1 protein-coding gene and 1 pseudogene are annotated in these 730 nt (G+C 61.0%); both read right to left on the reverse strand.

What is annotated here, in order from left to right; translation table 11 throughout:
• On the reverse strand, nt 1-177 hold a 177-nt coding region (locus tag EN750_RS37340), incomplete at its 3' end, for a glycogen/starch synthase (RefSeq protein ID WP_189526826.1).
• 3 nt (nt 178-180) lie between these two features.
• Nucleotides 181-730: pseudogene (locus EN750_RS37345) on the reverse strand (glucose-1-phosphate adenylyltransferase); the annotation flags it as partial.

Here is a 730-nt window from a genome sequence, read left to right on the forward strand (position 1 = left end):
TTGCAGAACCGCCCGCTTCTTCTTGAAGGCGGCCATGACGGTCGGAAAGCCCGGGATGAGCGTGCGCACGGTCACGCCCTTGGCCGCCAAGGCGATGGGCAGCGCGCCGGTCACGTCGGCAAGCCCTCCGGTCTTGATCAGCGGAAAGATCTCGGGCGTGACCGACAGAACCTGCATGCGTTAGAGCCCTAACTTGTCGATCATGTCCTGCGTGACCAGGCAGATGCCCTTTTCGGAAACGCGGAAGCGCTTGGCGTCGAGAATAGGATCTTCGCCGACCACCAGCCCTTCCGGTATCCTAACACCATGGTCGATGACCACGCGCTTCAACTTTGCGTTCCGGCCGACATGAACGTCGGGCAGCATGACGACTTCTTCCAGCGTCGAATAGGAATTGATGCGCGCGCCGGTGAAGATCAGGCTTTTTTTCAGCGAAGCCCCCGAGACGATGCAATCGCCCGAGACAAGCGAAGACACAGCCGAACCGCGGCGGCCATCCTCGTCATGCACGAACTTTGCCGGCGGCTTCAATTCGGCATAAGTCCAGATCGGCCAGTCGCGGTCGTAGAGATCGAGCTCGGGCGTGATATCGGTCAGGTCGATATTGGCTTCCCAATAGGCGTCGACCGTTCCGACGTCGCGCCAGTAGGCCTCGTTCTCGGCGGTCGAGCGGACGCAGGATTTGGCGAAGCGATGCGCGATCGCCTTACCGTGCTGGACGATGTAGGGG

Source organism: Mesorhizobium sp. M7A.F.Ca.ET.027.03.2.1 (genome assembly GCF_003999175.1).
In the GTDB taxonomy this organism is placed as follows: domain Bacteria; phylum Pseudomonadota; class Alphaproteobacteria; order Rhizobiales; family Rhizobiaceae; genus Mesorhizobium.